The organism is Streptomyces sp. NPDC059008, assembly GCF_042749045.1.
GTDB lineage: Bacteria > Actinomycetota > Actinomycetes > Streptomycetales > Streptomycetaceae > Streptomyces.
This window is the reverse complement of record NZ_JBHYJC010000018.1, coordinates 78607-102850: the sequence shown is the minus strand read 5'-3', so window position 1 is coordinate 102850 and position 24244 is coordinate 78607. Positions and strand designations below refer to the sequence as shown.

Here is a 24244-nt window from a genome sequence, read left to right as displayed (position 1 = left end):
GTGAGCCGCGATTGTCAGAGGCGTGGTGTGCAATAGACGCGTGGCTGCGCTCGACGAACCCCTGAAGAAGATCCTCGGCGGCACCACCGCGAAGGTGCTGGCCGAGCAGCTCGACCTGCATACGGTCGGCGACCTGTTGCACCACTACCCGCGCCGCTACGCCGAGCGCGGTGAGCTGACCCGCCTCGCGGACCTCCCGCTGGACGAACACGTCACGGTCGTCGCGCAGGTCGCGGATTCCCGGGTGCTGAAATTCAACGCCGGCCGGGGGCAGCGCCTCGAAGTGACGCTCACGGACGGCAGCGGCCGGCTCCAGCTGGTCTTCTTCGGAAAGGGCATCCACAAGCCGCACAAGGAGCTGCTGCCGGGGCGGCGCGCGATGTTCGCCGGCAAGGTGTCGGTCTTCAACCGCAAACTGCAGCTCGCCCACCCCGAGTACGAGCTCCTCGACCGCGACGCCGGCGACGGAGCCGACGCGGCCAGCGCCTTCGCCCATCAGCTGATGCCGATCTACCCGGCCTGCCAGCAGATGGCGTCCTGGAAGATCGCCAAGGCGGTCGACGCGGTGCTGCCCAGCGCACAGGACGCCGTCGATCCGCTGCCCGAGGTGCTGCGCGAGGGGCGCGCGCTGGTCCCGCTCACCGAGGCACTGCTCAAGATCCACCGGCCGGGGAGCAAGGCCGACATCGCCGACGCGCGGGCCCGGCTGAAGTGGGACGAGGCGTTCGTGATGCAGGTCGCCCTCGCCCGCCGCCGGCTCGCCGACACCCAACTCCCCGCGGTGGCACGCAAGATGGTCAAGGGCGGCATCCTCGACGCCTTCGACGCCAAGCTGCCGTTCACCCTCACCGACGGCCAGCAGAAGGTCAGCCGGGAGATCTTCGACGACCTGGCGACCGAACACCCCATGCACCGCCTCCTCCAGGGCGAGGTGGGCTCCGGCAAGGCGCAGCCGCTGGACGCCCTGGTGCTGACGCCGCGCGGCTTTCGGCCCATGGGGGAGATGGCCGTCGGCACGGAGGTGGTCGTGCCCAGCGGCGAGATCGCCGTGGTGGACGGCGTCTTCCCCCAGGGGAAGCGGGAGGTGTGGCGGCTGGTGCTGTCGGACGGCAGCGCCGTCGAGTGCGACGACGAGCACCTGTGGATCGTCGCGGCCCGCGGCACGCAGGAGCAGGTGCTGACGACGCGCGAGCTGCGTGCCGATCTGCTGCGCGCCGACGGGCAACCGAAGTGGTCCGTCCCGGCGGCCGTGCCGGTGGACCTGGAGAGCGGCGGGGAGCGGCCGCTCGATCCGTACGCGCTGGGCAGGTCGCTGGCCGACAACGGGGGCCGGGTCCCGGACGCCTATCGGAACGCGCCGCTCAAGGAGCGGCAGGCGGTGGTACGGGGCCTGCTGGACGCCGCCGGACGGCCCGCGGGCGCCGACATCGTCCTGCGTGCCCTGCCCGGCCCGCTGGCCGACGACCTCGCCTGGCTGGTGCGTTCCCTGGGCGGCCGTGCGCAGGTGCGCGCTGCGGGCGAGGGCGCCGGCGAGGTCCACCTGGCGCTGCCGGAAGAGGGAGCCACCGACGGCTTCCGCCGCACCATCCAGGCCATCGAGCACGTCGGCCGCAAGCCCGTCCAGTGCATCAGCGTCGCGCACCCCGACCACGCCTATGTGACCGACCACTTCACCGTCACGCACAACACCATGGTCGCGCTGCGCGCCATGCTCGGGGTGGTCGACAGCGGCGGCCAGGCCGCGATGCTCGCGCCGACCGAGGTGCTGGCCCAGCAGCACCACCGCTCCATCACCGAGATGATGGGCGAGCTGGCCGAGGGCGGCATGCTGGGCGGGGCCGAACAGGGGACGAAGGTGGTGCTGCTGACCGGCTCCATGGGGGCCGCGGCCCGCCGCCAGGCGCTGCTCGATCTGGTCACCGGCGAGGCCGGGATCGTCGTCGGCACCCATGCCCTGATCGAGGACAAGGTGCAGTTCCACGACCTGGGTCTGGTGGTCGTCGACGAACAGCACCGCTTCGGTGTCGAACAGCGCGACGCGCTGCGCGGCAAGGGCAAGCAGCCGCCGCACCTGCTGGTCATGACGGCCACTCCCATTCCGCGCACGGTCGCCATGACCGTCTTCGGTGATCTGGAGACCTCCGTCCTGGACCAACTCCCCGCCGGCCGCTCGCCGATCGCCAGCCATGTGGTGCCCGCCAAGGACAAGCCGCATTTCCTCGCCCGCGCCTGGGAGCGGGTCCGCGAGGAGGTGGCCGCCGGGCACCAGGGCTATGTGGTGTGCCCGCGGATCGGCGACGACGAGGAGGAGGCGCCCAAGGGCACCAAGAAGGCCGGGTCCGGCTCCAAGGCGGCCGCCGCCAAGGCGAGTTCACCGGAGGACGCGGAGGAGAAGCGCCCGCCGCTCGCGGTGCTCGACATCGCCGAGCAGCTCGCCGAGGGACCGCTCGACGGCCTGCGGGTGGCGGTGCTGCACGGCCGGATGGCGCCGGACGACAAGGACGAGGTGATGCGGTCCTTCGCCGCCGGCGAGCTGGACGTGCTGGTCGCGACGACGGTCATCGAGGTCGGGGTGAACGTCCCGAACGCCACCGCCATGGTGATCATGGACGCGGACCGCTTCGGCGTCTCCCAGCTGCACCAGCTGCGCGGCCGGGTCGGCCGCGGCTCGGCGCCCGGACTGTGCCTGCTGGTCAGCGAGATGCCCGAGGCCAGCCCCGCCCGGGCCCGGCTGGCCGCCGTGGCCGCCACCCTCGACGGCTTCGAACTCTCCCGCATCGACCTCGAACAGCGACGCGAGGGCGACGTCCTCGGACAGGCGCAGTCCGGCGTCCGCTCCTCGCTGCGGATGCTCACGGTCATCGACGACGAGGAGATCATCGCGTCCGCCCGCGAGGAGGCCACGGCGCTGGTCACGGCGGATCCGGAGCTGACCGGCTATCCGGAGCTGAGGATCGCGCTGTCCGCCCTGCTGGACGAGGAGCGGGAGCAGTATCTGGACAAGGGCTGAGGGGTCGCGCGACGAGCGGGGGAGCGCCGGCCGGCCCGGCGCCGGGCGCGGGACGGGGAGCTCCCGTGCCGCTCGGCCGTGAGATCGATCACGGCCCCGGGCGCTCGCGCGGCCCCTTGGACGGCCGCTCGCCGTCGGTCGACGGAATATCGTGGAGGAGCGGAGCCCGACCGGCTCCCACCAGCACTCCACACCGACCACGCGCAACGTAAGGACGGGCCCATGACCCGCGTGATCGCCGGTACGGCCGGCGGCCGCCGCCTGGCCGTACCCCCCGGCAACGGCACCCGCCCGACCTCCGACCGGGCGCGCGAGGGCATGTTCTCCACCTGGGAGTCGCTCGACGGACCGCTGGCCGGCGCCCGGGTGCTCGATCTCTACGGCGGTTCCGGGGCGGTCGGGCTGGAGGCGCTCTCCCGCGGCGCCGCCCATGTCCTGCTGGTCGAGGCCGACGCCCGCGCCGTGCGCACCATCCGCGACAACGTCCGCACGGTGGGCCTCCCGGGCGCCGAGGTCCGGGCCGGCAAGGCCGAGCAGACCGCCGCCGCACCGGCCCCGGGCGACCCGTACGACATCGTCTTCCTGGACCCGCCCTACGCGGTGACCGACCAGGAGCTGCGCGAGATCCTGCTCACACTCCGTGGTCAGGGGTGGCTGACCGAGCAGGCACTCGTCACCGTGGAACGCAGCACCCGAGGCGGCACGTTCCCATGGCCGGACGGATTCGAAGCGATCAAGGCCCGTCGCTACGGCGAGGGGACGCTTTGGTACGGTCGCGCCGCTTCGACGTCCGCCGAATCGACGTCAACAAGCGTGTCATGACCGGATCGGAGAGCGAGGAACCCGAGTTGCGCCGCGCCGTCTGTCCGGGGTCGTTCGACCCCATCACCAACGGGCACCTGGACATCATCGCCCGTGCCTCCAAGCTGTACGACGTCGTCCATGTCGCCGTGATGATCAACCAGTCCAAGAAGGGGCTGTTCACGGTCGACGAGCGGATCGACCTGATCCGCCGGGCCACCGCCGAGTACGGCAACGTCGAGGTCGAGTCCTTCCACGGCCTGCTCGTCGACTTCTGCAAGCAGCGCGACATCCCCGCGATCGTCAAGGGACTGCGCGCCGTCAGCGACTTCGACTACGAGCTGCAGATGGCCCAGATGAACAACGGCCTGTCGGGGGTGGAGACGCTCTTCGTGCCCACCAACCCCACCTACAGCTTCCTGTCCTCCAGCCTCGTCAAGGAGGTCGCCGCCTGGGGCGGTGACGTCTCCCACCTGGTCCCCTCGTTCGTCCTCGAAGCCCTCACCGAGCGGCTGCGCAACAAGGACTGACCCCGCCCCCGGAACCCGCCCGCGACGCTTGGCTGATGGACCGTCAGTTGGTGTCGGGTGCAGGCCCCGTGGACGTACAGTCGACCCGTTCCGTCGTTCCAACCCCCAGAGAGTGGCGAGTCCAAGGTGGACGTGCAGAAGAAGCTCGACGACATCGTCGCGACCGTCGCCGGCGCCCGGTCCATGCCCATGTCGGCATCGTGCGTGGTCAACCGCGCCGAGCTGCTCGCCATGCTGGAGGAGGTGCGCGCGGCGCTGCCCGGCTCCCTCGCACAGGCCCAGGAGCTGCTCGGCGGGCGCGAGCAGATGGTCGAGCAGGCGCGCGCCGAGGCGGAGCGGATCATCGAGTCCGCGCACGCCCAGCGCGGTTCGCTGATCTCCGACACCGAGGTCGCCCGGCAGTCCCAGGACGAGGCGGACCGGATCCTGGCGGAGGCCCGCCGGGAGGCGGAGGAGATCCGCGCCGAGGCCGACGACTACGTCGACAGCAAGCTCGCCAACTTCGAGGTCGTGCTCACCAAGACCATCGGATCGGTCGACCGCGGTCGCGAGAAGCTGCTCGGCCTCGGCAACGGCCTGGACGACCAGGGGTACCCGGACGAGGACGGCACCGAGGCCCCCGAGCGCAGCGCCGACCCGGAGACCCTCAGGCAGCGCGCCGACGTGTACGTGGACGCCAAGTTCGGGGCGTTCCAGGCCGTGCTGAGCAAGACGCTGGAAGCGGTGGGCCGGGGCCGCGACAAGCTCCAGGGCGCCCGGGCGATCGACGAACTGGGCGCACACCTGGCGGCGCAGGGCGACGATCCGCACTCCGCCCGGCCGCAGGCCGACGCCGAGTACCTGGCCGGGCTGGCGGGCATCGGCGCCGACCAGGACCCGCAGCCGCCCCAGCTGCCGCAGCAGCCCCAGCAGCAGCCCCAGGAGCACCAGCAGCCGCTCCAGCCCCAGCAGCAGGGCTACTACCCGGACCCGGCGGCCTACCAGCAGCAGGACGTCTACGGCTACCAGCAGCCCCATGACGTCGCCTACTCCCAGGACGCCCAGCACCCCGGCGCGTACGGCTACGACTGGCAGCAGCAGGGCTACGACCCGAACGCCTACCTCCAGCAGCAGGTGCCCCCGCAGCCCCAGCACGCCCCGCACGGCCAGGCCGCGCAGCCCGGCGCCCTGGACGAGACCAGCCTCTTCGACACCAGCATGATCAACCTCGATCAGCTGCGGCAGTACGAGGAGGGGCGCCAGTAGGCGCCCTGGCTGCCGGACCGGTCCGGCCGGGAGCGGATTGGGCCTATCGGGGCCCGTCCAGTATCCTGGCTCTTCGGTCGCGCGTATGTCCGCGATCTCGGCTGCCCGAATTCCCGCGATGGAATACGGGCGGTCCGAAAACCCCCAAGAAAGCAGGAAGCCATCAACGCCCGCCTCGACCACCGCTCCCCTCTCGTGTTCGACACACGTGAGCTGGGCCGGCGGCCCGGTGCGCTCAAGAGGGTCTCCCGCTCCGTCGAGGCCCCCCGGGACCTCGGCAACGAGGTGATCGGCGTGCCCCAGGGCGCACCGGTCGAGCTCGACCTCCGCCTGGAGTCGGTCATGGACGGGGTGCTTGTCACAGGTACCGCCCGTGCAACCGTCAAGGGGGAGTGCGTAAGGTGTCTGGAGCCGCTGGAGCGAGAGCTCGACAGCGACTTCCAGGAGATGTTCGCCTACCCCGACGCCGATGCCAGGGTCCACGACAAGGACGCCGGCGACGACGCCGAGGACGAGGAGGACACCCTCTTCCTCGAGGACGACCTGTTCGACCTCGAACCCGTGCTGCGGGACGCGGTGGTGCTTGCACTGCCGATGCAGCCGGTGTGCCAGGACGACTGCCCGGGCCTGTGCTCCGATTGCGGAGCGCGGCTGGCGGACGACCCGGACCACCACCACGACGCCGTCGACATCCGTTGGGCGGCACTGCAGGGACTCGCCGGGACCGTCAAGGACGGCGAGAAGGACAACATGGGCGGCGCCGAAGCGGGCGTCGACGAGAAGCAGGAGAAGTAGCCGTGGCTGTTCCGAAGCGGAAGATGTCGCGCAGCAACACGCGCCACCGCCGGTCGCAGTGGAAGGCTGCGGTCCCCACCCTGGTGGCGTGCGAGCGCTGCCACGAGCCCAAGCTGCAGCACATCGCGTGCCCCGCTTGCGGCACCTACAACAAGCGCCAGGTCCTCGAGGTCTGAGCGGCTGGTGACAGGCTCTATGTCAGACGCCACATCGACATCCCGCTCACGCGGGGATGAACCGACTCCGGCGGACACGGCCTCGTCCCACACGCTTCTGGAAGGGCGGCTCGGGTACAAGCTCGAGTCCGCCCTTCTGGTGCGTGCGCTGACGCACCGCTCGTACGCATACGAGAACGGCGGTCTGCCCACCAACGAGCGGCTCGAATTCCTCGGGGATTCGGTGCTCGGCCTGGTGGTCACCGACACGCTGTACCGCATCCACCCCGACCTGCCGGAGGGCCAGCTGGCCAAGCTCCGGGCCGCGGTGGTCAACTCGCGTGCGCTTGCCGAGGTGGGCCGCGGCCTCGACCTCGGCGCCTTCATCCGCCTCGGCCGGGGCGAAGAGGGCACGGGCGGCAGGGACAAGGCGTCCATCCTCGCCGACACCCTCGAAGCGGTGATCGGCGCGGTCTATCTCGACCAGGGCCTCGACGCGGCCGGCGAGCTGGTGCACCGGCTCTTCGACCCGCTCATCGAGAAGTCCTCCAGCCTGGGCGCGGGCCTGGACTGGAAGACCAGCCTCCAGGAACTCACCGCGACCGAAGGCCTCGGCGTCCCGGAGTACCTGGTCACCGAGACCGGTCCGGACCACGAGAAGACCTTTACTGCTGCCGCCCGCGTCGGTGGTGTCTCGTACGGCACCGGCACCGGCCGCAGCAAGAAGGAGGCCGAGCAGCAGGCGGCCGAGTCCGCATGGCGCGCGATCCGCGCCGCGGCGGACGAGGCGGCCAAGGCGGCGGCTTCCGGCGACGACGTGTCGCAGGAAGCCCCCGGTGCAAGCACCGGCTCCACTGGAGCGGCCACCGCCGCACAGCCTCCTGCGGCTCCGGCCACCGGCGACAGCCCGTCGTCGGCACGCTGAACCACCGTTTCTGACCCCGTCCGGGGCGGCCGAGCGTCGCCCCGGACGGGGTCAGAAGTCTTTCCCAAGGAGCCCCCGTGCCCGAACTGCCCGAGGTCGAGGTCGTACGCCGCGGACTGGAGCGCTGGGTCAGCGGGCGCACGATCGACACCGTCGAGGTGCGCCACCCCCGCGCGATCCGCCGGCACACGGCCGGTGCGGCCGACTTCGCGGCCCGGCTTGAGGGACTGCGCACAGGCACGGCCCGCCGGCGCGGCAAGTACCTCTGGCTCCCGGTGACCGGCGGCGGCCCCGCCGCACAGACCGCCGCCGAAGGCCTCGCGCCCCACGTCACACCGTCGGTCACCCACGGCCTGGCGATCCTCGCCCACCTCGGCATGAGCGGCCAGCTGCTGGTCCAGCCGCACGACGCCCCCGACGAGAAGCACCTGCGCATCCGCGTCCGCTTCGCCGACGACCTCGGCACCGAGCTCCGCTTCGTCGACCAGCGCACCTTCGGCGGCCTCTCGCTGCACGACACCGTCCCCGGCGACGCCGAGCAGCTCCCCGACGCCATCGCCCACATCGCCCGTGACCCGCTCGACCCGGCCTTCGACGACACCGCCTTCCACGACGCGCTGCGCCGCCGCCGGACCACCATCAAGCGGGCCCTGCTGGACCAGACCCTGATCAGCGGCGTCGGCAACATCTACGCCGACGAGGCGCTGTGGCGAAGCCGCCTCCACTACGACCGGCCGACCGCCACCTTCACCCGCCCGCGCACCGCCGAGCTGCTCGGCCACGTACGGGACGTGATGAACGCCGCGCTCGCCGTCGGCGGCACCAGCTTCGACAGCCTCTATGTGAACGTCAACGGCGAGTCCGGGTACTTCGACCGCTCCCTGGACGCCTACGGCCGCGAGGACGAACCCTGCCGCCGTTGCGGCACCCCCATCCGCCGCCGCGCCTGGATGAACCGCTCCAGCTACTTCTGCCCCCGCTGCCAGCGCCCGCCGCGGGCCGGCTGAACGTAGCAGTCGGATAACTCCTGCCCGCCGTGGATGTACCGCGGCGGAGGGGGCCGGGTAAGTTCAGCGCCCATGACAGAGGACGCCGCGAGCATCGACCGGCAGCAGCTCATGCAGGAGGCGCTTGAGGAGTACGCGTCGCGCAGCGACGACCAGCTGGACTGGATCCTCGGGCTCGTCAGGCACCGCCTCGGCGCCGCTCGCCGGATGGGCGTGGCCGTACCGGACGGACTGGCCGAAAGGGTCTCGCGGCTGTCCGCGAAGCGCGGCTGGCCGATCGACCAGCCGCAGCCCTGAGCCGGTGAAGCATCCGATGATCAAGCTGTTGCCCGCGCCCTTACCCACCGGCACGGCCGTTCGAGGGACACTCCGGCCGAGCGCCCGGGAGATTCCGCGACAGCGGTGAGGACGCCCGCGCCGCGTGCGGGCGCCGGGATCAGAAGCCGAAGTCCTGGGTCCACCACGGGCCGCCCGGGCCGAAGTGGACGCCGACGCCGAGGGTCTTGTACTCGCAGTTGAGGATGTTGGCGCGGTGGCCGGGGCTGTCCATCCAGGAGTCCATGACGGACTGGGCGTTGGCCTGGCCGCGGGCGATGTTCTCGCCGCCGAGGTCGTCGATGCCGTCCGCGCGGGCGCGGTCCCAGGGCGTGTGGCCGTCCGGGTCGGTGTGGTCGAAGAACCCGCGCTCGGCCATGTCGTCACTGAACCGCTGTGCCAGCCCCGTCAATTCCTCGTCCGCGGTCACCGGCGAGCAGCCGGCCTGGGCGCGTTCCTGGTTGACCAGCGCCAGGACCTGGGCCTGGGCGGAGCTCTGCGCGTCGGGGGTCTTCGACGGGGCCGCGGTGCGCTGGGGCGCGCTGGAGGACGGGCGCTCGGTGGGCTCGGCGGAGGGCCGCGAACCGGTCTCCCGGGTGGGGGATTTGGTCGGCCGCTGCGGCGAGGGTGACGTGGACGGCGTCATGGGGGAGGAGGGGCGGTCGCTGCGCGGGGCGGTGGGCCGGGCGCCGCCGCGGCTCGCCGTGTCGGTGGCGCGGTCGGTCGGGGTCTGGGAGAGGCCGCCCATCGGCGCGGTGGTCTCCGGCAGGGTGCCGGCACGGACCCGGTCGCCCCGGCCGTCACCGCTCTCGCCGTCGAACTGGCCGCCGCCGGGGATCAGTCCGGAGGCGACCGCCACGGCTCCCATCGCCACCGCGGCGGAGGCGCCGAGCAGTCCGGTGCGTACGGGCGCCAGGCCGCGGCCGCGCGCGGCGCGGTGCGAGCGGTGCCGCGCCGCGGGGGCCGGCGCGTCGTGCCGGACAGCTGTCGGTGCGTCAACAAGCCCCGCAGCCGGGGCTTCGGGCGTATGGGGAGCAGAGCGTCGATGGCGGCCCATCCGCTGTCTTCCTTTCCCCCGGTGCAAGCACCGGCTCCACTGGGGCGGCTACCGCCGCAGAGCCTTCCTAGACGTCAAGACGACTCACCCGAACGGGTGAGTCTCGTTGTCGGGGGACTGTACGCCATGGCGCAAGGGGGCAACGTGCCCGCTGAGCAATTGGCCGGTTAACGTGCACACATGAACGAAGCTGTCCGTGTGACCGCGTGGGTGCGTGGTCAGGTCCAGGGCGTCGGGTTCCGCTGGTTCACCCGCGCCAACGCACTTCGCATCGGCGAACTCGCCGGATTCGCGGTCAATCTCGGCGACGGCCGCGTCCAGGTGGTCGCCGAGGGGCCGAAGGACCACTGCGATCAGTTGCTGGAGTGGCTGCGCACCGGAGACACGCCCGGGCGGGTCGACGGAGTCACTGAGATCTGGGACACGCCCCGGGGCGGCTACGACGGCTTCGAGATCCGCTGACAGGGCCCTCCGCGGCCCTCCGCGGGGCCCTCACAGGCGATCTTGCCGGTGTGTCTTTGTCAGCTGCTTACGGGAGATAAGGCCTGGTGGTTGCCAACTCGGCCGACCCGTGCAAGGCTGCCGCTGTACGGATGATCTCCACGCCCCCGCGGGACCTTTCTGGGGAGTCGGCGCAGAGCCCTCGCGGCCGCGCACTCTCAGGTGCCCGAGGATACGGGGCGTGATCGTGTTGACCGTCAAACCGTTTGGTGAGACTCTGGAATCCCCGCGCACCTTAGCTGTTTGGCATTGAGTACACCAGAGAATGACAAGCACCGCGGGTGCGAATCCCTCACGACCCACACCGCTTCGGTCGGTCACTCATTGTGGAGGACCATCCATCATGGCAAAGGCGCTTCTCGGTTACGTCGGCGGCTCCGACCCCCGAGTCCTCTCCGAGATGCGACGGCTTCAGCAGCGCGTTCAAGACCTCGAATCCGAGCTTATCCGGATGCAGGCCGAGAACGACATGCTGTCCGCTGCCGCACGTCGCGACGACTCGATGCTCGACATCGACGTACCCCAGGCGGAGCCCGCGCTCACCTGACCCCAACCCCAGGGCCGGTAGGGCTGCTCGCCAGCCGCTTGAGGCACCGCTCTCTTCAAGATCTGCAAGGGACGCTTCGGCGTCCCTTCGTCGTTTCCCGGCTCGTCTTCCGGCACTTCGCTCGCGTGACCAGATGCCGTTTCGGCCGTGCCGCCCCTCCCTTACCGCATGATGTGCCCTGCGCTTTCCTTGATGAAACCGAAAATGAACGGCGCGGATACCCGGGGGTCGTAGGGCGTCGGCGACCGGCTGCGGAATGTTGGGGCCGCCCGCCGAGAGGGGGCCGGTAGAGTCCAACGGCGTGCATCTCAAGAGTCTGACCCTGCGAGGCTTCAAGTCCTTCGCCTCCGCCACGACGCTCCGGTTCGAGCCGGGCATCACCTGCGTCGTGGGCCCCAACGGTTCCGGCAAGTCCAACGTCGTGGACGCGCTGTCGTGGGTCATGGGCGAGCAGGGCGCCAAGTCGCTGCGCGGCGGGAAGATGGAGGACGTCATCTTCGCCGGGACGACCGGGCGGCCGCCGCTCGGCCGCGCCGAGGTCTCGCTGACCATCGACAACTCCGACGGTGCACTGCCGATCGAGTACGCCGAAGTCACCATCACCCGGATCATGTTCCGCAACGGCGGCAGCGAGTACCAGATCAACGGGGACACCTGCCGGCTGCTCGACATCCAGGAACTGCTCTCCGATTCCGGCATCGGCCGGGAGATGCACGTCATCGTCGGACAGGGGCAGCTGGACTCGGTGCTGCACGCCGACCCGATGGGCCGGCGCGCCTTCATCGAGGAGGCGGCCGGTGTCCTCAAGCACCGCAAGCGCAAGGAGAAGGCGCTGCGGAAGCTGGACGCGATGAAGGCCAACCTCGCCCGCGTCCAGGACCTGACCGACGAGCTGCGCCGCCAGCTCAAACCGCTGGGGCGGCAGGCCGCGGTGGCCCGGCGCGCCGCCGTCATCCAGGCCGATCTGCGCGACGCGCGGCTGCGGCTGCTCGCCGACGATCTCGTCACCCTGCGCCGGGCGCTGCGCGCCGAGATCGCGGACGAGGCGGCCCTCAAGGAGCGCAAGCAGGCCGCCGAGGAGCGGCTGCGCACCGCCCAGCAGCGGGAGGCCGCGCTGGAGGAGGAGGTCCGTACGCTCAGCCCGCAGGTGCAGCGCGCGCAGCAGACCTGGTACGAGCTGTCGCAGCTCGCGGAGCGGGTGCGCGGCACGATCTCGCTGGCCGAGGCGCGGGTCAAGAGCGCCACGGCGGCCCCGCCGGAGGAGCGGCGCGGGCGCGACCCGGAGGACATGGAGCGCGAGGCGGCCCGGATCCGCGAGCAGGAGGCGGAGTTGGCGGCCGCGCTGGAGGCCGCGAGCCGGGCGCTGGAGGACACCGTCGAACACCGCGCCGGGCTGGAGCGGCAGTTGGCGGACGAGGAGCGGCGGCTGCGGGACGCGGCGCGGGCCATCGCCGACCGGCGCGAGGGCCTGGCCCGGCTGAGCGGACAGGTCACCGCCGCCCGCGGTCGGGCCGCCTCCGCGCAGGCGGAGATCGGGCGGCTGGCCGAGGCCCGGGACGGTGCCCGTGAGCGGGCGGCCGCCGCCCAGGAGGAGTACGAGCAGCTCAAGGCCGAGGTCGAGGGGCTGGACGCGGACGACGAGGAGAGCGCGGCGGGGCATGACGCGGCCCGTCGGGAGCTGGCGGAGGCGGAGGCCGCGCTGACCGCCGCACGGGAGGCGCTGACCGCCGCTGAGCGCAGGCGCGCCGCGACCGCCGCCCGGCACGACGCACTGGCTCTCGGGCTGCGCCGCAAGGACGGCACGGGGGCCCTGCTGGCCGCGGCCGACCACCTCGGGGGGCTGCTCGGCCCGGCCGCGGAGCTGCTGACCGTCACCCCCGGCTTCGAGATCCCGGTCGCGGCCGCGCTCGGAGCGGCCGCCGACGCCGTCGCCGTCGACGGACCGGCCACCGCCGCCGACGCCATCCGGCTGCTGCGCAAGCAGGACGCGGGGCGCGCGGCGATGCTGCTGGGGGACGGCGACAGCCGCGGCGGGAGCGCCACCGGGCTGGTGCCCGGGCCCGCGCGGGCCGTGGAGGAGGGGGCGCCCACGGAGGCCGTAGAGGCGGTCGAGGCCGTCGAGGCCGTGGCGGTGTCGGCGAGGGCCGGGAGCGCTGGGGCTGGTGGGGCTCATGGTGCTGGTGGTGCTGGTGGTGCCTCCGAGACTGCCGTACACCGTGTTCCCGGCCCCCGCTCCGCGCCCGTACCGGCCGGTGAACTGATCCAGGGGCCACCGGAGTTGGCCTTTGCGGTGGCCCGGCTGCTGCGGGATGTCGTGGTCGTCGGGACGCTGGAGGACGCCGAGGACCTGGTGGCCGCGCGGCCGGAAGTGGTGGCCGTGACCGGTGAGGGCGATCTGCTCGGGGCGCACTTCGCGCAGGGCGGCTCCGCCGGTGCGCCGAGTCTGCTGGAGGTGCAGGCGTCCGTCGACGAGGCGGCGGCCGAGCTGGAGGAGCTGGCGGCGCGCTGCGAGGAGCTGGCCGAGGCGCAGCGGGCGGCGGCGGAGCGTCGTACGGAGAGCGCCGCGCTGGTCGAGGAGTTGGCCGAGCGGCGGCGGGCGGCGGACCGGGAGAAGTCGAAGGTCGCCGGGGACCTGGGGCGGCTCGGCGGGCAGGCGCGGGCCGCCGCGGGCGAGGCCGAGCGCTCCGCCGCGGCGGCCGCCAGGGCGCAGGAGGCGCTGGCGCGGGCCACTGAGGAGGCCGAGGAGCTGGCCGAGCGGCTGGCGGTGGCCGAGGAGGAGCCGGGCGCCGGCGACGAGGAGCCCGACACCTCCGTACGGGACCGGCTGGCGGCCGACGGGGCCAATGCGCGGCAGACCGAGATGGAGGCCCGTCTGCAGGCGCGTACGCACGAGGAGCGGGTGAAGGCGCTGGCGGGACGCGCGGATGCGCTGGACCGGGGGGCGCGCGCCGAGCGCGAGGCGCGGGCGCGGGCCGAACGGCGGCGCGCCCGGCTGCGCCACGAGGCGGAGGTGGCCGGGGCGGTCGCCTCCGGGGCCCGGCAGCTGCTGGCGCACGTCGAGGTGTCGGTCGTACGGGCCGATGCCGAGCGGGGCGCCGCGGAGCGGGCCAAGGCCGAGCGGGAGCAGGCGCTGGTGGCCGAGCGCAACACCGCCCGGGAGCTGAAGGGCGAGCTGGACAAGCTGACGGACTCGGTGCACCGGGGCGAGGTGCTGGGCGCGGAGAAGCGGCTGCGGATCGAGCAGCTGGAGACCAGGTCGCTGGAGGAGCTGGGGGTGGAGCCGGCCGCGCTGGTGTCGGAGTACGGCCCCGACCAGCCCGTACCGCCGTCGCCGCCGGCCGAGGGCGAGGTGCTGCCGGAGGACCCCGGCCATCCCCGCAACCAGCCGGTGGCCTTCGTGCGGGCCGAGCAGGAGAAGCGGCTCAAGGCGGCTGAGCGGGCGTATCAGCAGCTCGGGAAGGTGAACCCGCTGGCGCTGGAGGAGTTCGCGGCGCTGGAGGAGCGGCATCAGTTCCTGAGCGAACAGCTTGAAGACTTGAAGAAGACCCGGGCCGACCTGCTGCAGGTGATCAAGGAGGTCGACGAGCGGGTGGAGCAGGTCTTCACCGAGGCGTACCACGACACCGCGCGGGAGTTCGAGGGCGTCTTCTCCCGGCTCTTCCCGGGCGGCGAGGGGCGGCTGGTGCTGACCGATCCCGACGACATGCTGGCGACCGGGGTGGAGGTCGAGGCGCGCCCTCCGGGCAAGAAGGTCAAGCGGCTGTCGCTGCTGTCGGGTGGGGAGCGCTCGCTGACCGCGGTGGCGCTGCTGGTGTCGATCTTCAAGGCCCGGCCCAGCCCGTTCTATGTGATGGACGAGGTCGAGGCGGCGCTGGACGACACCAATCTGCAGCGGCTGATCCGGATCATGGAGGAGCTGCAGGAGAGCTCCCAGCTGATCGTGATCACGCATCAGAAGCGGACGATGGAGGTCGCGGACGCGCTCTACGGGGTATCGATGCAAGGGGACGGCGTATCCAAGGTGATCAGCCAGCGGTTGCATTGACCACGGAGACGGGTCTCCGGTATGTCCCCTTTTATCCCCGTCCTTGATCGCGCGGAGTGTCCGACGCCCCATCAGTTCACAACTTGAACGAATGCCGTCTCAGGTAACCGAGAAACAAAATCATTACGCGGTATTGACTTCGAAACTTGAAGGCATAGTCTCTGCAACGTTGCTTTTACCTTCAAGTGGTGGGTACTCCCAACCTATGCACCACTAGAAGGGCCAGCCCCCTACGCCCGGCAGCGCAGCCGGGCCACTGGAGTTCACGTTGACCAGCACCGCGCAGCCGACGGTCCCGGAAGGCCGTAAGGCCCACCCCGAGCACCTCGGCCATGTCATCTTCATCACCGCGGCTGCCGCGATGGGCGGCTTTCTCTTCGGCTACGACAGTTCCGTCATCAACGGTGCCGTCGAGGCGATCCGCAGCCGCTACGACGTCGGGTCCGCCGTACTCGCCCAGGTGATCGCCGTCGCGCTGATCGGCTGCGCCATCGGCGCCGCCACCGCCGGCCGGATCGCGGACCGGATAGGCCGCATCCGTGTGATGCAGATCGCCTCGGTGCTGTTCACCATCAGCGCCGTCGGTTCGGCCCTGCCCTTCTCCCTCTGGGACCTCGCCTTCTGGCGGATCATCGGCGGCTTCGCGATCGGTATGGCCTCGGTCATCGGCCCGGCCTACATCGCCGAGGTCTCGCCGTCCGCCTACCGCGGCCGGCTCGGCTCGTTCCAGCAGGCCGCGATCGTCATCGGCATCGCCGTCTCCCAGCTCGTCAACTGGGGCATCCTCAACCTCGCCGACGGCAAGCAGCGCGGCACGCTCGCCGGCCTCGAGGCCTGGCAGTGGATGCTCGGCGTGATGGTCGTCCCGGCCGTCCTCTACGGTCTGCTCTCCTTCGCGATCCCCGAGTCGCCGCGCTACCTGATCTCCGTCGGCAAGGTCGAGCGCGCCAAGGAGGTGCTCGCCGAGGTCGAGGGCCACACGGTCAACCTCGACACCCGGGTCGCCGAGATCGACCAGGCGATGCGCAGCGAGCACAAGTCCACGTTCAAGGACCTGCTCGGCGGCAAGAAGGGCTTCCTGCCGATCGTCTGGGTCGGCATCGGTCTCTCGGTCTTCCAGCAGCTGGTCGGCATCAACGTCGCGTTCTACTACTCCTCGACGCTGTGGCAGTCGGTCGGCATCAACCCCGAGAGCTCGTTCTTCTACAGCTTCACCACGTCGATCATCAACATCATCGGCACCGTCATCGCGATGATCTTCGTCGACAAGATCGGCCGCCGCCCGCTGGCACTGATCGGCTCGGCCGGTATGGCGATCGCGCTCGCGCTGGAGGCCTGGGCCTTCTCCGCCAAGACCGCCGCCGGTACGCTGCCGGCCGCCGAAGGCACCGTGGCCCTGATCGCCGCCCACGTCTTCGTGCTCTTCTTCGCCCTCTCCTGGGGCGTCGTGGTCTGGGTCTTCCTCGGCGAGATGTTCCCGAACAAGATCCGCGCCGCCGCGCTGGGCGTCGCCGCCTCCGCGCAGTGGATCGCCAACTGGGCCATCACCGCCAGCTTCCCGAGCCTGGCCGACTGGAACCTGTCGGGTACGTACGTGATCTACACATTCTTCGCCCTGCTCTCGATCCCCTTCGTGCTGAAGTTCGTGAAGGAGACCAAGGGCAAGGCGTTGGAGGAGATGGGCTAACCCCCCGCCAGTCCTTCTCCTCAGTACTGGCTGCTGCCCCGGGTCCCAAGGCGACCCGGGGCAGCAGTCTTTGTACCGGGACCGGGACCCTGGCCCGGGCCGGCGCCGGTCGTACGGAACGCCCTGCGGTACGCCGCCGGCGTGGTGTGCAGGGCCTGCTGGAAGCGGCGGCGGAGGTTGGTCGCCGAGGACAGCCCGACCCGTACGGCGATCGCCTCGACGGGCAGATCGGTCTCCTCCAGCAGGGTGCGGGCCGCGTTGATCCGGCGGCCCAGCAGCCACTGCCCGGGGCTGGTACCGAGCTGTTCGGCGAACCGGCGGGCCAGGGTGCGCGAGGAAACCCGCAGCCGACCGGCCATGTCCTCGACCGAGAGCGGCTCGGGCAGCCGGCCGGCCACCCAGTCCAGCAGCGGGGCCAGCGACCGGTCCATGGCGAGCGCCGGATCGATCCGGTCGCCCGGGGAGGGGGCCGCGTACTGGGCCTGACCGCCCTCGCGGTGCGGCGGCATGACCATGTGCCGGGCGATCCGTGCGGCATGGGCGGCGCCGTGGTCGCTGCGTACGAGATGCAGACACAGGTCGACGCCGGCCGCGGCTCCGGCACTGGTGGCCACGTCGCCGTGGTCGATGTAGAGCACCCCCGGGTCGACCCGCACCCGGGGGAAGCGGGCCGCCAGCTCGGCCGCGCGGGCCCAGTGCGTGGTCGCCCGGCGGCCGTCGAGCAGACCGGTCTGGGCCAGGGCGAAGACGCCGGAGCAGATGGTGACCAGACGGGCCCCGTTGCGCCGCGCGCCGAGCAGGGCCTCGCGCACGGCGGGCGTCAGCGGCTCGTCCTGCGGAATCCAGCCCGCGATGACGACCGTGTCGGCGGTCTCCAGGGCGCCCAGCCCCTCGGTGACGAGCATGTCGTAGCCGGCCGTCGTCCGCACCGGACCGGGCACCTCCGTGCACACCGTGAAGTCGTAGTGGACGGGCAGCCCGGCGCGGCGGGTGCCGAAGACCTCGGCGGCGCAGCCGAGTTCGAAGGGCCCCTGGGGCGCATGGACCAGGACCACCACACGGTGCGGCGCCGTGCCGCTGCGGTCGTCCTCGGGGGCATCGGCGGGGCGATCATGGAGCATGGCAGGAAAGTACCCGAGGACGTCTTTTCTGACACTGGGGGACCAGGGGCCCGGCACGCGAGGCTGACGGCATGACACAGCACAGCACGCGGCACGACGAGGCGATCAGCGGTCGGGAGATGGCCGGTTATGTGTGGTCGGCGGTGGCCGACGCACCGGTGGAGGAGCTGTTCCCGGGGGTCCGGATCCGTCCCCTGTGGACGGGGGACAACGGGGCCAGGGCCCAGGTACTTCAGATCGATCCGGGAGCGGCCTGGGAACGGATCGATGTGCACGAGCCGGGGCCGGAGGAGGTCTTCGTCGTCTCGGGCACGTTCAACGACGGCTTCGGCGACCATGAGGCGGGGTCGTTCCTCCACGCGCCCGCGGGCTCCTGGCACATTCCGCGCTCGGAGACCGGCTGCACGATCTTCGTCTTCTACCCCGAGGGCTGAGGCGCGCCCGCCCCGCCTCACGCGAGGCGGGGCAGCACCTGCTCGGCGAACAGGTGCAGCGAGCGCCAGCCCTCGTCGACGGGCATCCCGCCGCACAGCGGGTGCAGGATCAACGAGCCCTGGGCGCCCGTCTCCTGGGCCAGTTTCACGCACTCGTCAGGGGTGAGGACGCGGTAGACGCCCTCCTGGCGCAGCGCTTCGGCGTCCCGCGCGGTCGAGCGCACCGCGGAGCGGGTGCCGGCCGACTGCCAGGAGGCGTACGTCCGCGCCTCGTGCAGCAGATGGCCGCCGTACTCGGCCCACGTGCGGTCCGGGTCCTCGGACAGGTGCAGCAGCGAGGTGTCCACCGGCGGCTGCAGCACCCAGCCGTCGGTGCCGAAGGCCGCGCGCTGCTGGTGGTAGTAGGCCGCCAGCTCGGGGAGGTGGGCGCTGGGGAAGAGCGGAAGCCCCAGGCGGGCGGCGCGCCGGGCCGCGGCGCGGGAGCTGCCGCCGATCAGCAGCGTCGGGTGCGGGCGGGTGTACGGGCGCGGGGTCACCTGGACCGTACGCCCCTGATAGGTGAACGGTTCGCCGGTCCAGGCGGACAGCAGCGTCGCCAGTACCTCGTCCTGGAGCGCGCCCCGGCGCCGCCAGTCCTTGCCGTGCGCCGCGTACTCCTCGGGCCGGTAGCCGAGGCCGGCGACGGTGGTCAGCCGGCCGCCGCTGAGCAGGTCGAGCGAGGCGAGGTCCTCGGCCAGCCGCAGCGGGTCGTGCAGCGGGGTGATCAGCGCGGAGACGGTCACGCCGATGCGGCGGGTGGCGCCGAAGACGGCGCCCGCGAAGGTGAGCGGCGAGGGCATCCAGCCGTTGGTGGTGGCGTGGTGCTCCTCGGTCTGGACCATCGTCAGACCGCGGTCGTCGGCGAAGGCGGCCATCTCGACGGCGGCGCGGTAGCGGGCCGAGAGCGCGGTGGGTGTGGGGGAGGGGTCGACGAGGTTGAAGCGGACGACCGTGACGGGTACAGCGGACATGGCTGACGTCCCCTTCGCCAAGAACGGTTGGCGAAGGGGACGTTAGCTGACGTGGCGTCAGTTCACTAGGGGTGTGATCCGACCGCCGCGTCGGCGCAGGGCCCGGTGGCGGCGGGGTCAGCCCACCTCGACCGGCTGCCGGGCCTCGGAGCGCGGTGCGTCGGCGTCCGCCGGGTCGGTCTCCTTCGGCGCCGGCAGTACGGCGAAGACCAGCGCGGCGATGGCGATCGTGGCCGCCCAGCCCAGGCCGTTCTCGCCGATCCAGGTGGTGGCCAGCGGGCCGGTGAACCACTGGACCTTGGTGAAGCACAGGCCCGCGACGAGCGCGACCGACCAGGCGGTCATGGCCTGCCAGCAGAAGCCGCCGACGTACCAGTAGCGGCTGGTGCGGCCGGTGTTCATCAGGCTCTCGGCGTCATAGCGCACGGCCAGCTTGCGGCGCCGCGCCATGTCGATGCCGTAGACGCCGATCCAGGCGGAGAAGGAGACCGCGAGCAGCGTCAGGAAGGCGATGAACTGGCCGATGAAGTCCTTGGCCACCAGCATCATGAACAGGCCGCCGACCAGGCTGATGAGGGCGTTGATGCTGACCGCCATGGCGCGCGGCAGCTTGACGCCCATGGTCTGGGCGGTGAAGCCCGCGGAGTACATCGACAGGCTGTTGATCAGCATCATGCCGATCAGCGCGGTGATCAGGTACGGAATCGCGATCCAGGTCGGCAGGACCTGGCCGAGGAACGACATCGGGTCGGTGTTCTGGTTGGCCAGCGACGGGTTGCCGACAGCCATCACGCCACCCATGATCACCATCGGGATCAGCACCAGGGCCGCGCCGGAGATGGTGGTGCCGACGATCTTCTTGCCCGAGGCGGAGTGCGGCAGGTAGCGCGCGAAGTCCGGGCCGGTGGGGACCCAGCTGATGCCGCCGGCGGCGATGGTGCCGATGCCCGCGATCATCAGGGTGGCGCTGCCCGGCGACTTGGAGAGGATGTCGCTCCACGGCATCTTGACGATCAGGTGGACCAGGACGACCACGCTGATCGCGCTGAACAGGTACGTCGAGTACTTGTTGCACAGGTTCAGCGCCTTGCGGCCCAGACCGCTCACCAGGAAGGTGCAGGCGACGAAGCCGAGCAGCGTGACGACGATCAGGACGTTGTTCGGCTTGATGCCGAACACCAGGTTCAGCACGGTCAGGATGGCGTAGGCGCCGGTGACCGCGTTGATCGTCTCCCAGCCGAAGCGGGCGACCCACAGGATCGCGCCCGGGAAGTAGTTGCCCCGCACGCCGAAGGCGGCACGGGAGAGCATCGCGCCCGGGGCACCGCCCCACTTACCGGAGACCGACAGCAGGCCGACCATGCCGAAGGAGACGGCGGAGGCGATGGCGGCCACGATCAGGACCTGCCAGAAGTTCAGCCCGTTGTTGATCACCAGGGAGGCACCCATGGTGAGCAACAGCACGCTGATGTTGGCGGCGACCCAGGTGGGGAAGAGCTCGCGGACCCGACCCCGGCGCTCGTGGTCGGGAACGGGCTCGATGCCGCGGGTCTCGACGGCGCCCTCGGTCTCGGGAGTGGACGCGGACGTGGTGCTGGTGTCCATGGGTGCAGGTATCTCCGTGCGGGGATCTGGGGGCACCCCCGAATCAGGAGGTGCAGGCAGCGGCTGTGATGCCCGGCCAGAATTCAATTGCCAGGACTCTACGCGCGTTGCGCGGCCGTCCACCATCGTACTTTGATCCAACTTCTGCCACTGTGCACTGTTGGACCCCTTGACGAGGACGAGTGTGACCCATGCTCGTCAAAGGGTCCAGTCCGACCCCTTTGACCAGGTTTGATCAGCCGGAAACCGGGAGGGCCTGCCGCTGACCGACCCGGTGGTCGGCCCGCCGCAGCAGCTCCCGCGCATCGTCGACCGGCGGTGAGATCCATGACTCGTTGATGGCGCGCTTGAGGTCCTTGGCGAAGCCCTCGGGCCCCTCGCGCAGCGTCCGCTCCCAGCCGCTGGTGGCCACCGCGCCGGCCTCGCCGAGATCCAGGCAGGTCGCGTACGGGTCGGGGGCGAAGTCCACCGGCGGCAGGCCGAGCAGCTCGGCCGCGGCGTTGTGGCCGGCCACCTTGCCGAGCGGGGTGGCGTGCTGGCAGCTCTGCGGCAGCGGATGGCCGCCCTGGTCGGTGGCCGCCGCGGTGTCCCCGGCCGCGTAGACGCCCGCGACACCGCGCACCCGCAGGGCGCCGTCCACGGCGAGCCGCCCCAGGGCGTCCCGGGGCGCGGGGATCTGCGCGGTCAGCGCGCTCGCCCGCATGCCCGCGGTCCACACGGCCGTACGGGCCGGCAGGGTGCTGCCGTCCGACAGCCGCACCGAGCGCGCGTCCAGGCCGGTGACCGTGGTGCCTAGGCGGCGCTCGACGCCCAGCTCGTCCAGCGCCCGGGTGATCACCGGCCGGGCCGCCGCGCCCAGGTGCTCGCCGACCACCGCGGCCCGCTCGACCAGCACCACCCGCACCTCGTGCGCCGCGCCGTGCGGCGCCGCCAGGGCGCGCAGCCGGCCGACCAGCTCGGTGGCGAGCTCCAGCCCGGTGAAGCCGGCGCCGGCCACCACCGCGGTCCAGCGGCCCGGCCCGTCCGGCGCCTCGGGCAGCGCCCGCAGATGCTCCGCCAGCCGTACGGCCGCCGGGAGGGTGTCGATGTCGTGCAGCAGCGCGGCGCCGGGCAGCTCGGGCCGGACGAGTGCGCTGCCGGTGGCGAGGACGAGGCGCCGGTAGGCCACCTCGGTGCGGCCGCCGTCGGCCGCGGTGGCGGTGACCCGGCGCCGGGCGGTGTCGACCGCGACGGCGCGGGCGGCGATCCGCCGCACCCCGACCGGGCCCAGCACCCGGTCCAGCGGCACCCGCATCCGGGCCGGATCGGCCTGGTAGAGGCGGGGGCGCAGCACCAGATCCGGGTCCGGGGCGAGCAGCGCCACGGTGCGCGCCGCGGGCCCGGTGGCGTGCGCGCGCAGCAGCCGGGTCGCCGCGGCGGCGCTCCACAGGCCGGCGAAACCGCCGCCCAAAACCAGGACATCAAACATCCGGATTCCCTCCCATTGCTCCGCGGGGCGGTCCCGGGGAGTGAATCAGGATGCTACACATCCAGATTCAATCCGGATGTCGATGATCCAGGTTCGGCGCGTGCGGTCCCCCTCGGCAAGGCGTGACTGATACTGGAAGGGTTATGGAATTCGTCATCCTTGCTGTAGTCATCGCCGTGGTCGTGCTCGGCGCGATCAGCGGGCTCGTCGTCAGCGGCCGCAAGAAGAAGCAGCTGCCGCCGCCCCCGCCGGCTGCCCCCAAGCCCTCCGTCACCGCGCCCCCCGCCGAACCGCAGGTCGGCGAGGAGGCCGAGACCCCCCGCGACGAAGACCGTCGCACCATCGAAGAAGTCGCCCTGCCCACCGCCGAGGCCCCCGAGGCCGAGGTCGAGGCGCCGGTCGCCGAGCCCGAGGCGCCCGTCGCGCCCGCGATCGAGGTGCCCGAGCCCACCGCCGGGCGGCTGGTCCGGCTGCGGGCCCGGCTCTCCCGCTCCCAGAACACCCTCGGCAAGGGCCTGCTGACCCTGCTGTCCCGCGAGCACCTCGACGAGGAGACCTGGGAGGAGATCGAGGACACCCTGCTCACCGCAGACGTCGGCGTCGCCCCCACCCAGGAGCTGGTCGACCGGCTGCGCGAGCGGGTCAAGGTCCTGGGCACCCGCACCCCCGAGGACCTGCGCGAACTGCTCCGTGAGGAGCTGCTCACCCTGATCGGCCCGGACTTCGACCGCACCGTGCACACCGCCAACGGCATCGGCAACGGCGGCGACGAGATCCCCGGCGTCGTCATGGTCGTCGGCGTCAACGGCACCGGCAAGACCACCACCACCGGCAAGCTCGCCCGCGTCCTGGTCGCCGACGGCAAGTCCGTCGTCCTCGGCGCCGCCGACACCTTCCGCGCCGCCGCCGCCGACCAGCTGCAGACCTGGGGCGAGCGGGTCGGCGCCCGCACGGTCCGCGGACCCGAGGGCGGCGACCCGGCCTCCATCGCCTTCGACGCCGTGAAGGAGGGCATCGCCGAATCCGCCGACGTCGTCCTGATCGACACCGCCGGCCGGCTGCACACCAAGACCGGTCTGATGGACGAGCTCGGCAAGGTCAAGCGGGTCGTCGAGAAGCACGGCCCGGTCGGCGAGGTGCTCCTCGTCCTGGACGCCACCACCGGCCAGAACGGCCTGGTGCAGGCCCGGGTCTTCGCCGAGGTCGTGGACATCACCGGCGTGGTGCTCACCAAGCTCGACGGCACCGCCAAGGGCGGCATCATCGTCGCCGTCCAGCGTGAACTGGGCGTCCCGGTCAAGCTCGTCGGGCTGGGCGAGGGCGCGGACGACCTGGCGCCGTTCGAGCCGAAGGCGTTCGTTGACGCCCTTATCGACTGATCGCGCCTCCAGGGCACCCCGCCCCGGCTGCCGTCGGCCTTCGTACCCGCACCTGTCGGGTACGGAGGCCGATGCCGTCTCCGGGCCGTGCGGCACCCTTGGATCACGACGCCACGCATCGCCGCCCCGGCGCGCACCGGCACCGAACGACTCCCCGACGGACGGCTGCTGGGCTGGGCGGAGTGGGGCCCGGTGGACGGCACACCGGTACTGCTCTCACCGGGCGCGGCCACCGGCCGGCGGCTGGGATTCGGCGCCGAGGCCGCCCCGGCGCTCGGGGTCCGGCTGATCGGCCTGGACCGGCCCGGCCTGGGAGCCTCCACACCCGAGCCCCGCCGCACCTTCGCCGGCTTCGCCGCCGACATCCGGGAGTTCGCCGCCCGGCGCGGCCTGCACCGGCCCGCCATGGTCGGCAGCTCACAGGGCGCGCCGTTCGCCCTGGCCTGCGCCGCACACGACGTCATCGGCGCGCCGGCGGTGGTCTCCGGGGCCGACGAGGTCGCCGACCCGCGGTTCGCCGGCCGGCTCCCGGACGAACTGGCCCGGCTCGTCCGCCTCGCCGTACACGACCCGGACGCCGCGGAGCGGCTCTTGGCGAAGTTCACCC

The 24244-nt window shown here is 72.0% G+C and carries 21 protein-coding genes and 1 pseudogene; 16 read left to right on the top strand and 6 right to left on the bottom strand.

Features of this window, described 5'->3' with window-relative positions:
* Positions 1–40: 40 nt before the first annotated feature.
* The 9 genes from ACFWZH_RS22115 (at position 41) to ACFWZH_RS22075 (ending at position 8765) form a co-directional block, all read left to right on the top strand.
* A complete protein-coding gene (locus tag ACFWZH_RS22115; RefSeq protein WP_384433707.1) occupies positions 41–3010 on the top strand; it encodes a helicase-related protein in 2970 nt (989 codons plus the stop codon).
* Between the two features lie 222 nt (positions 3011–3232).
* A complete protein-coding gene (gene rsmD / locus ACFWZH_RS22110) occupies positions 3233–3832 on the top strand; it encodes a 16S rRNA (guanine(966)-N(2))-methyltransferase RsmD (RefSeq protein ID WP_384433704.1) in 600 nt (199 codons plus the stop codon).
* 26 nt (positions 3833–3858) lie between these two features.
* A complete protein-coding gene (coaD, locus tag ACFWZH_RS22105; protein WP_384433845.1) occupies positions 3859–4341 on the top strand; it encodes a pantetheine-phosphate adenylyltransferase in 483 nt (160 codons plus the stop codon).
* Positions 4342–4467: 126 nt separating this feature from the next.
* Positions 4468–5586, top strand: a complete 1119-nt coding sequence (locus ACFWZH_RS22100) for an ATP synthase F0 subunit B (protein WP_384433701.1) — start codon at positions 4468–4470, stop codon at positions 5584–5586.
* 195 nt (positions 5587–5781) lie between these two features.
* Positions 5782–6381, top strand: coding sequence for a YceD family protein (locus tag ACFWZH_RS22095; RefSeq protein WP_384433698.1), 600 nt, complete (start codon positions 5782–5784; stop codon positions 6379–6381).
* Between the two features lie 2 nt (positions 6382–6383).
* Positions 6384–6557: a 50S ribosomal protein L32 gene (rpmF, locus tag ACFWZH_RS22090; RefSeq protein ID WP_006139588.1), complete on the top strand. Its 174-nt coding sequence runs from the start codon at positions 6384–6386 to the stop codon at positions 6555–6557.
* A 19-nt stretch (positions 6558–6576) separates the two neighbouring features.
* Positions 6577–7461: a ribonuclease III gene (gene rnc / locus ACFWZH_RS22085; protein WP_384433695.1), complete on the top strand. Its 885-nt coding sequence runs from the start codon at positions 6577–6579 to the stop codon at positions 7459–7461.
* A gap of 77 nt (positions 7462–7538) precedes the next feature.
* Positions 7539–8468 carry a bifunctional DNA-formamidopyrimidine glycosylase/DNA-(apurinic or apyrimidinic site) lyase gene (mutM, locus tag ACFWZH_RS22080; protein ID WP_384433693.1) on the top strand — a complete coding sequence of 310 codons (930 nt, stop codon included), beginning with the start codon at positions 7539–7541 and terminating at the stop codon, positions 8466–8468.
* A 72-nt stretch (positions 8469–8540) separates the two neighbouring features.
* A complete protein-coding gene (locus ACFWZH_RS22075; RefSeq protein WP_384433690.1) occupies positions 8541–8765 on the top strand; it encodes a hypothetical protein in 225 nt (74 codons plus the stop codon).
* Positions 8766–8904: 139 nt separating this feature from the next.
* On the opposite strand, the gene ACFWZH_RS22070 is transcribed toward ACFWZH_RS22075, so the two are convergent.
* Positions 8905–9840 carry a CAP domain-containing protein gene (locus ACFWZH_RS22070; RefSeq protein WP_384433687.1) on the bottom strand — a complete coding sequence of 312 codons (936 nt, stop codon included), beginning with the start codon at positions 9838–9840 and terminating at the stop codon, positions 8905–8907.
* A 180-nt stretch (positions 9841–10020) separates the two neighbouring features.
* Between ACFWZH_RS22070 and ACFWZH_RS22065 the strand changes: the two genes are divergently transcribed.
* The 4 genes from ACFWZH_RS22065 to ACFWZH_RS22050 all read left to right on the top strand — a co-directional run bounded on the left by ACFWZH_RS22065 (position 10021) and on the right by ACFWZH_RS22050 (position 16620).
* A complete protein-coding gene (locus ACFWZH_RS22065) occupies positions 10021–10302 on the top strand; it encodes an acylphosphatase (RefSeq protein WP_384433684.1) in 282 nt (93 codons plus the stop codon).
* Between the two features lie 382 nt (positions 10303–10684).
* A complete protein-coding gene (locus tag ACFWZH_RS22060) occupies positions 10685–10888 on the top strand; it encodes a hypothetical protein (RefSeq protein ID WP_006602857.1) in 204 nt (67 codons plus the stop codon).
* A gap of 301 nt (positions 10889–11189) precedes the next feature.
* The gene (locus ACFWZH_RS22055) at positions 11190–14933 is read left to right on the top strand and encodes a chromosome segregation SMC family protein (RefSeq protein ID WP_384433680.1); all 3744 of its coding nucleotides are present in this window, start codon (positions 11190–11192) and stop codon (positions 14931–14933) included.
* Positions 14934–15201: 268 nt separating this feature from the next.
* Entirely contained in the window at positions 15202–16620 is a 1419-nt protein-coding gene (locus ACFWZH_RS22050) for a sugar porter family MFS transporter (RefSeq protein ID WP_384433678.1), read from the top strand.
* 20 nt (positions 16621–16640) lie between these two features.
* On the opposite strand, the gene ACFWZH_RS22045 is transcribed toward ACFWZH_RS22050, so the two are convergent.
* Positions 16641–17741, bottom strand: coding sequence for a GlxA family transcriptional regulator (locus tag ACFWZH_RS22045; RefSeq protein WP_384433675.1), 1101 nt, complete (start codon positions 17739–17741; stop codon positions 16641–16643).
* A 71-nt stretch (positions 17742–17812) separates the two neighbouring features.
* On the opposite strand from ACFWZH_RS22045, the gene ACFWZH_RS22040 reads away from it, so the two are divergent.
* Positions 17813–18175, top strand: coding sequence for a cupin domain-containing protein (locus tag ACFWZH_RS22040; protein ID WP_384433672.1), 363 nt, complete (start codon positions 17813–17815; stop codon positions 18173–18175).
* A gap of 17 nt (positions 18176–18192) precedes the next feature.
* On the opposite strand, the gene ACFWZH_RS22035 is transcribed toward ACFWZH_RS22040, so the two are convergent.
* From ACFWZH_RS22035 to ACFWZH_RS22025, 3 genes are all read right to left on the bottom strand, one after another.
* On the bottom strand, positions 18193–19185 hold the full coding sequence (locus tag ACFWZH_RS22035; RefSeq protein WP_384433669.1) for an LLM class flavin-dependent oxidoreductase: 993 nt from the start codon (positions 19183–19185) through the stop codon (positions 18193–18195).
* Positions 19186–19302: 117 nt separating this feature from the next.
* Positions 19303–20790, bottom strand: coding sequence for a purine-cytosine permease family protein (locus tag ACFWZH_RS22030; RefSeq protein WP_384433666.1), 1488 nt, complete (start codon positions 20788–20790; stop codon positions 19303–19305).
* 235 nt (positions 20791–21025) lie between these two features.
* Complete coding sequence (locus ACFWZH_RS22025; RefSeq protein ID WP_384433663.1) at positions 21026–22258, bottom strand: NAD(P)/FAD-dependent oxidoreductase; 1233 nt, start codon at positions 22256–22258, stop codon at positions 21026–21028.
* Between the two features lie 143 nt (positions 22259–22401).
* Between ACFWZH_RS22025 and ftsY the strand changes: the two genes are divergently transcribed.
* Both ftsY and ACFWZH_RS22015 read left to right on the top strand, forming a co-directional pair.
* The gene (ftsY, locus tag ACFWZH_RS22020; protein WP_384433660.1) at positions 22402–23637 is read left to right on the top strand and encodes a signal recognition particle-docking protein FtsY; all 1236 of its coding nucleotides are present in this window, start codon (positions 22402–22404) and stop codon (positions 23635–23637) included.
* An 87-nt stretch (positions 23638–23724) separates the two neighbouring features.
* Positions 23725–24051 (top strand): annotated as a pseudogene (locus ACFWZH_RS22015) (alpha/beta fold hydrolase); the annotation flags it as partial.
* Between the two features lie 3 nt (positions 24052–24054).
* Here ACFWZH_RS22015 and ACFWZH_RS22010 read toward each other — a convergent pair.
* Positions 24055–24204: a hypothetical protein gene (locus ACFWZH_RS22010; protein ID WP_384433658.1), complete on the bottom strand. Its 150-nt coding sequence runs from the start codon at positions 24202–24204 to the stop codon at positions 24055–24057.
* Between the last annotated feature and the right edge of the window lie 40 nt (positions 24205–24244).